This is a genomic window from Clostridium sp. (assembly GCF_051650885.1).
Taxonomy (GTDB): Bacteria; Bacillota; Clostridia; order Clostridiales; family Clostridiaceae; genus Clostridium.
Genome location: NZ_JBOFRG010000288.1, coordinates 21,284 through 28,366, shown reverse-complemented (window position 1 = coordinate 28,366; position 7,083 = coordinate 21,284). Strand labels below are relative to the sequence as shown.

The following is a 7,083-nucleotide window of genomic DNA, read 5'->3' as shown; positions in this document are numbered from 1 at the left end:
GGCTTTTATATAACTCTTATTTTATTTTAAACAAAAATAAATTTTATAGATGAGAGCTTTTACTCCAAACAAAAGGTATTGACAATCATTATCATTTATAATATCATTATCTTAATGAAAATAAATATCAATTGGAGATGAGTATAAATGAGTAAGAAAATTTTAGACTTTTATGTAGACTTAAAAAATATGAATACAAGGGAGACTTTAGAGAAATATTTATTATTTACTTTAGCTCCAGTGATATCAGGGGATAAACCTTCATCAACCATAACTTTGAAGCTTCAAAAAGAAGAATATTCAATTTGGTTAGATATTAAGGAGGAATTTTTAGAGGCCTCTAATCTAAAAGAAATGCCATTAAGAAAAAATGAAGAAGCAATGATTATTCTCATATATAATGAAAGAAATTTATTAAATTGTGTAAACAAGATTAAAAGTAAGTTGTTCTTAGAGAATTTAGGATATAAATTAAATCTAGGATTAGAGAAAAATCTAATAAGATTAGTAGAAAGATATGAAGAATATCATTGTCCGCATGAACTTGGGATTTTTTTAGGTATACCTATAGAGGATGTGCAAGATTTTATGGAATGCAGCAATAAAAAATGTCTATTATGTGGGTATTGGAAGGTTTTTAATGATTATGAAGAATCAAAAAAGATATTTGATAGATATGATAATTCTAAGATAGCAATGATAGATACGATAAATGAAGAGATAAGTTTAAAAAAACGAATTTTTAAATTTAATAAAAGAATATGTGCTTAAAAAAGACTAGAAATAGTCTTTTTTTTATATGCAAATTTATTTAAAGTAATTTTATTTGCAGAAAAAATTCAAAAAAATAACATTAAAGAAAAAAATAGAGAAATATAGCTTGAGTGATTTTCAAGAAATTACCTAAAAGTGTACACTATAAAAACGAAATGTGAATAAAAGTTAAATTTAATTCAAAAAATATTAAAAAATAGACCAAAATAGACTTAAATTTATTAATTTAGAAAAAATATTAATAAATTGTTCAAAAATATGTAGAATTATGATATACTCAAAATAACTTAAGGGAAAGAAGTTAAAAGTTTATTTTTAGGGAGGAATAGTAATGAAATTTAAAAAGATTGTTTCATTAGTAGGAGCTGCAGTTTTAGGAGCTTCAATATTTGTAGGATGTGGGGCATCAGACTCAAAAGGACCAGAGGAGTTAGTTGTACAGTTTGTACCATCAAGAGACACAAAGGAAATTGAAAAGGCAACTGAGCCACTTCAAAAAATGTTAACAGAAAAGCTTAAAGAAAAAGGTTTTGAGTTTGAAGAAGTTTCAGTAAATGTAGGAACAAACTTTGAAACTGTTGCAGAAGCTTTAGGGGCGGGAACAGCTCATGTAGGATTTATTCCAGGAAGCACATATGTACTTCATGACACAGGGGCAGAGGCGTTATTAACAGCAACAAGAGATTCGTTAAACCATGATTCAGATAATGCAAAGGATTGGAATACAAAGCCAACAGTTGGATTAAATGATAATAAAGCAGATAGCTACAGAAGTTTAATTATAGCTGGACCTTCAGAAAAAGGGCAAGCTTTAGCTAAGAAAATAAACAATGGAGAAAAATTAACAGTTGAAGATATAAAGAGTGTTAAGTGGGCGGTACCAAGTAGCACAACTTCTCCAGCAGGATATGTTTATCCATCATTATGGCTTAAAGATAACTATGGAATAAATGGTCTTGGAGAGATAAGTGATAGCATAATTCAAACTCCTTCATATGCAGATGCAGTAGCAAAACTTGCAGCAGGACAAGCTGATGTTATGACTGGATACGCAGATGTAAGAAGAGATTATGAAGAAAACTGGAAAACATCACACGGTAAAAAAGACATATGGACAGAAACAGCAGTAGTTGGTGTAACTAAGCCAATATACAATGACATGATAGCAGTTACAAAAGACGAGTCAGTTAGTCCAGAATTAAAAAATGCAATTAAAGAATCATTCTTAGAAATTGCACAAACACCTGAAGGTAAAGAAGTAATAGCAATTTACAGTCATTCAGGATACACAGAAGCAAAAGATGAAAATTATAATAGTGAGCGTGAAGCACAAAAATTACTAAAAGAATTAAATAAATAAGATTAATTAGTAAAATAGATAACTTTAGGCTCATGTAAATTAAAACATGAGCCTATATTTTTTATAATTGGAGGGAACAATTTTGATTAAATTTGAAAACGTAAGTAAGGTATATCCAAATGGATATAAAGCATTAAATAATATAAACTTAGAAATAAAACAAGGTGAATTCGTAGCAATAATAGGTCTTTCAGGAGCAGGTAAAAGTACTCTTTTAAGAACAATAAATAGAATGCATGATATTACAGAAGGTACTCTTACTGTAAATAATCAAAATGTAAACTCTTTAAAAGGGAGAGAACTTAGAAGTTTTAGAAGAAATATAGGAATGGTATTCCAATCTTTCAACTTAATTAATAGGACTACAGTTATAAAAAATGTACTAACTTCAAGAGTACCAGATCTACCAATTTATAGATCATTATTAGGATTATACTCTGAAAATGATAAAGTTATAGCTTTAGAAGCATTAGATAAAGTAGGAATATTAGATAAGGCATACGTAAGAGCAGACCAACTTTCAGGTGGGCAACAGCAAAGGGTAGCTTTAGCTAGAACACTTGCACAAAAGCCAGAGATTATTTTAGCAGATGAGCCAGTTGCAGCGTTAGATCCAGTAACAGCAAAAGAAGTTATGGATGATTTTAAAAGAATAAATACTGAAATGGAAATATCAATCTTAATAAATATCCACCATGTAGATTTAGCACTTAAATATGCAGATAGAGTTATTGGAATAAAGGCTGGGGAAATTATTTATGATGGGCCTTCAGATAAAGTAACTGGAGACATTTTAAAAGAAATATATGGACGTGAAGTAACACAAGATGAAATGATGGGGGAATAGTATGTTAGGATTTTTAAAGAATATTTTTAAACCAAAAGAAATTTCTCTTTCAAATGGTAAAGAAGTTAAACCACCAAAATCAAAAGCACCATATGTAATTATAGGATTAGTAATTCTTGTATTAATATCTATGAAGATAACAGATTTCTCATTTGAAACACTAATAAAAAGAGGTGACAAATTCTTTGGAATGCTTGGGGACATGGTTCCACCTGATACAGGATATATAGCACCAATTTGGACACAACTTTTAGATACAATAAAAATGTCAATACTAGGCTCAATCTTTGGATGTATAATTGCAATACCATTTGCAATATTATCGTCATCGAATATTAACACTAATAAATTTACATTAAATGTAGTAAGATTTTTCTCAAGTATAATAAGAACAATACCAACACTTATTATAGCGATTATAGCAACATTTATATTTGATGTAGGAACATTTGCAGGAACAGTTGCAATAACAATTTTCACATTTGGAATTGTAGCAAAAATGCTTTATGAAAAGATAGAAACAGTAGATATGGGACCTTTTGAAGCTATGGAAGCTGTAGGGGCAACAAAACTACAAGCCTTTATAGGGGCAGTATTACCTCAAATATTACCAACGTATTTATCTACATGTCTTTATAGTTTTGAGATAAATGTACGTTATGCAGCAATACTTGGATATGTAGGAGCAGGTGGAATTGGAATAATCTTAAATGAAAAAATAGGATGGAGAGAGTACCCAAGAGTAGGGATGATTCTTATAATGCTATTCATAACAGTTATCTCAATTGAGTATCTAAGTAAATTCATAAGAGAGAGGTTATCGTAAATGACAGAAAGAATAAGAGAAAGACTTCTAGCAGAACCAAAAGTATGGGTGAAGAGAAGTATTAACATAGGAATAGTACTTTTAATAATAGCTTGGGCAAGTACAAGCGTTGAATTTAAAGGGATACAACAAAATGGATTTGGAATAGTTGAAGGGATAATAAAAGGTTTATTTACACCTGATACAGAATTCTTATTTAACTTTACAAAAACAGGAGTTTTATATTTAATATTTGAAACAGCATGTATAGCATTCTTAGGAACAATAATAGGAGCTATAATCTCAGTACCATTTGCATTTATCTGTGCAAGCAATATAGTACCAAAATGGGTAAGTACAATTGGAACATTTATAGTAGCAGCTATTAGAACATTCCCAGCATTTGTTTATGGACTTATGTTTATAAGAGTGTCAGGACCAGGTCCATTTACAGGAGTATTAACACTTTCAGTAGCATCTATCGGGATGATAACAAAGCTTTATATAGAATCAATTGAAGATTTAGATACAAGAATATTAGAATCTTTAGATGCAGCAGGATGTTCAACTTTCCAAAAAATAAGATATGGAATATTACCACAGTTATTTACAAACTTCGTATCAACAGCAATTTACAGATATGAAATAAACGTAAAAGATGCAACTATCTTAGGAATGGTAGGAGCAGGAGGAATAGGAGCACCACTTATCTTTGCAATGCAATCATATGATTGGAGCAAAGCTGGAGCAATCCTTATAGTGTTAGTAATATTTGTACTGATTGTAGAATACTACTCAAGTAAGCTTAGAACAAAGCTTGCAAGAGGATAAAAAAATCTAAAAAGCCTAAAAATAAACTTAATATAAATGAAAAGGAAGCTTAAGAAATTAGGCTTTCTTTTTTTGAAAATATATTAATTGCAAAAATAAAAGGAATTACCAAAATGGTAATTCCTTGCTTTATATAAATGGCTGAATGGATAGGTTATAAGGGGATATAACTATGGGGGGTCAGCCAAATATATCTTTTAAAATGGAAGATTACTGTCTAAAGCTAACTCTTCTAAAAGTTCATTAGAGTCTAAATCTTCATTGTTTAATGATTTTTCATCATTAGTTTTTTTTCTGCTTGAATTAATAAATTCAAAATTATCTGCGAGAACTGTTGTTTTGTAAATATTAGTTTCATCCTTTTCGCTAAAATAAGCTTTTCTTTCAAGCTCTCCAAAAATAGCGATGTGGGCACCTTTTTTAGCATAAGTAGCTAAAACTTCAGCCTTTTTATTAAAAATGGCGAAAGGTATAAAGTTTGTTGAATCTTTTTTAAATCCATGCACTGCAAGCATACCTCTAACATATGGTGTGCCTTTATCTTTAGAAAATCTTAATTCTAAATCCTTTGTTAAATTACCTGTTAATATTACTTTATTCAAAAAAATCAACTCCTTAATGTGTTCTCATTAAGGAGTATTGACAGTAATTTCAAAAATATACAATTAATATTTGATTTTTATCCATTTTTTTTCATTTGTCTTAATATTTTTATGTTCTATAAAGTAATTAATAAGAAGTTCAGTCATTTCGACTTGTATTTCTTTTAAGACAGGACAATCCTTTAAAAATTCATATCCACCAGTTCCACTAGCTCTATAGTTATTCATAACTAAGGAATATGTTTTATCATTTTCTAAATCATTTCCATTATATTTAACAGAGGAAACTCTATCTAAACCGTCTTTATTTAAATCAAAAGTATATTCTATATTAAAAAAGTAGTCATAATTATAATGTTCAACTTTAGGTTTTAAGAAACTATCAGAAATTTCTACATCTCCATTATTTAAAGCGAAGTATGTTGATGATTTATATAAAGCTTTTATTAAAATATCCTTTGTTACTTCTAAAACTACTAGTGTATTTGGATAAATATAAGTAGAAACAATATCACGAATAGTAACTTCTTTATTAAAGCCTTTAACTGAATTGGCAAATGAAGTACAAGCTATTTGAGCATTTGAATTATAAATTTGAACTTCATTTATAAAGTTTGCTAGTGGAGAACCATTAAGAGCCATGTCTAAATGTGATTCAGGGTTTAATGGTTTATCTAAAAATCCAACAGGAGTATCAAGCCAATTTTGAACTTCACTTTCAAAAGAGGATAAATAACTAATATCAAATTTATTATCAGAAACTTTTGGCTTTGTAAGTTTAGATGAAATTGAAATATTTTCATTTATGATATCTAAATTAACCTCAGCATACTTAAGTCCATTATTTGGAGTTTGAACTATATGAGTGCCGAATAAAGTAGTATCACATATTTCCATATGTTGATGACCTGTTAAAAGAAGGTCAAATTTTAATTCTTCACAAATCTTAAAAGCTAAATTTTCTTTTGTGTTACTTAAGCTTTCAAAGGTATGAATATCTTTTTCAAACCCTCCATGGTAAACCCCGATTAAAATATCCACTTCATCTTTTATAAGGTCATGATATTTTTTTATAGAATTAAATGAATTTAAAACATCTATGTTTTCTAAATTCTCTTTTTTCTCCCAAACAGGAATAAATTCTGTTGTTAAACCTATAACACCAACTTTAAGTCCATTTTCTAAAGTTTTAATTGAATAAGGTTTTATAGGTAATATATCTTTTTTATCTATAATATTAGAACAAAGACAGGTTCCGTTGAAATCTGTTAAATATTTTGATAGATAATCATATCCATAATTGAAATCATGATTACCAAGAGTTATAAAATCATATTGCCCTAAGTTCATAACATTACTTATAGGATGAGTTTTAAAATTTTGCTTTGATATATATGTTGTATAAGGAGAACCTTGAATAGTATCTCCACCATCAATTATTAAAGTATTAGCATCTTTATCAAATTCATTGATAATATTTAATAATCCTATTTCTTTTTTTTCAAAATCTCTATAGTCAGTTGGAAAAATAAATCCATGAATGTCTGAAGTAAAATAAATTTTTAAATTTTTCATAATAAACACCTCAATTAAAGTATATCAAAAAAAAAACAATCTGTTAATAAAATTTGAACGAAAGTTGTAGAAAAAAATCGATTTAAATTCAAAAAAAAGAGAAAATGGCTTGAATAAAAGTATCTATAAGTTAAGAAAGTAAGAATAAAAGATTTGATTTGTTAACAAATTTATTATATAGTTATAAAATACCAAAAAATTCTAGGTATAAATTTGAATAAAGTGTCGTAATGTGTTATAGTTTTATTAAAGTATTAAATAAAAAAGCACAAAAGTTTTAAATTATTAA

At 28.2% G+C, this 7,083-nt stretch carries 7 protein-coding genes; 5 read left to right on the top strand and 2 right to left on the bottom strand.

Annotated features, from left to right (window positions below; all coding sequences use genetic code 11):
* Positions 1–147 precede the first annotated feature (147 nt).
* The 5 genes from ACRC28_RS13850 to phnE (ACRC28_RS13830) all read left to right on the top strand — a co-directional run bounded on the left by ACRC28_RS13850 (position 148) and on the right by phnE (ACRC28_RS13830) (position 4,617).
* Complete coding sequence (locus tag ACRC28_RS13850) at positions 148–771, top strand: DUF3793 family protein (protein ID WP_438544036.1); 624 nt, start codon at positions 148–150, stop codon at positions 769–771.
* 334 nt (positions 772–1,105) lie between these two features.
* Positions 1,106–2,134 carry a phosphate/phosphite/phosphonate ABC transporter substrate-binding protein gene (locus ACRC28_RS13845; RefSeq protein ID WP_438544035.1) on the top strand — a complete coding sequence of 343 codons (1,029 nt, stop codon included), beginning with the start codon at positions 1,106–1,108 and terminating at the stop codon, positions 2,132–2,134.
* A gap of 82 nt (positions 2,135–2,216) precedes the next feature.
* Positions 2,217–2,981, top strand: a complete 765-nt coding sequence (phnC, locus tag ACRC28_RS13840) for a phosphonate ABC transporter ATP-binding protein (protein ID WP_438544034.1) — start codon at positions 2,217–2,219, stop codon at positions 2,979–2,981.
* A 1-nt stretch (position 2,982) separates the two neighbouring features.
* Positions 2,983–3,807 carry a phosphonate ABC transporter, permease protein PhnE gene (gene phnE / locus ACRC28_RS13835; protein WP_438544033.1) on the top strand — a complete coding sequence of 275 codons (825 nt, stop codon included), beginning with the start codon at positions 2,983–2,985 and terminating at the stop codon, positions 3,805–3,807.
* The gene (gene phnE / locus ACRC28_RS13830) at positions 3,808–4,617 is read left to right on the top strand and encodes a phosphonate ABC transporter, permease protein PhnE (RefSeq protein WP_438544032.1); all 810 of its coding nucleotides are present in this window, start codon (positions 3,808–3,810) and stop codon (positions 4,615–4,617) included. It abuts the gene before it with no gap.
* Positions 4,618–4,814: 197 nt separating this feature from the next.
* On the opposite strand, the gene ACRC28_RS13825 is transcribed toward phnE (ACRC28_RS13830), so the two are convergent.
* Positions 4,815–5,219 carry a single-stranded DNA-binding protein gene (locus tag ACRC28_RS13825; protein ID WP_438544031.1) on the bottom strand — a complete coding sequence of 135 codons (405 nt, stop codon included), beginning with the start codon at positions 5,217–5,219 and terminating at the stop codon, positions 4,815–4,817.
* Between the two features lie 63 nt (positions 5,220–5,282).
* Positions 5,283–6,794, bottom strand: coding sequence for a bifunctional metallophosphatase/5'-nucleotidase (locus ACRC28_RS13820; RefSeq protein ID WP_438544030.1), 1,512 nt, complete (start codon positions 6,792–6,794; stop codon positions 5,283–5,285).
* Positions 6,795–7,083: the final 289 nt, after the last annotated feature.

Excerpts from the sequence above, each read along its gene's own strand:
- ACRC28_RS13850 (WP_438544036.1), top strand. The coding sequence starts at position 148 with ATGAGTAAGAAAATTTTAGACTTTTATGTAGACTTAAAAAATATGAAT.
- ACRC28_RS13820 (WP_438544030.1), bottom strand. The coding sequence starts at position 6,794 with ATGAAAAATTTAAAAATTTATTTTACTTCAGACATTCATGGATTTATT.
- phnE (WP_438544033.1), top strand. The coding sequence starts at position 2,983 with ATGTTAGGATTTTTAAAGAATATTTTTAAACCAAAAGAAATTTCTCTT.
- ACRC28_RS13845 (WP_438544035.1), top strand. The coding sequence starts at position 1,106 with ATGAAATTTAAAAAGATTGTTTCATTAGTAGGAGCTGCAGTTTTAGGA.
- phnE (WP_438544032.1), top strand. The coding sequence starts at position 3,808 with ATGACAGAAAGAATAAGAGAAAGACTTCTAGCAGAACCAAAAGTATGG.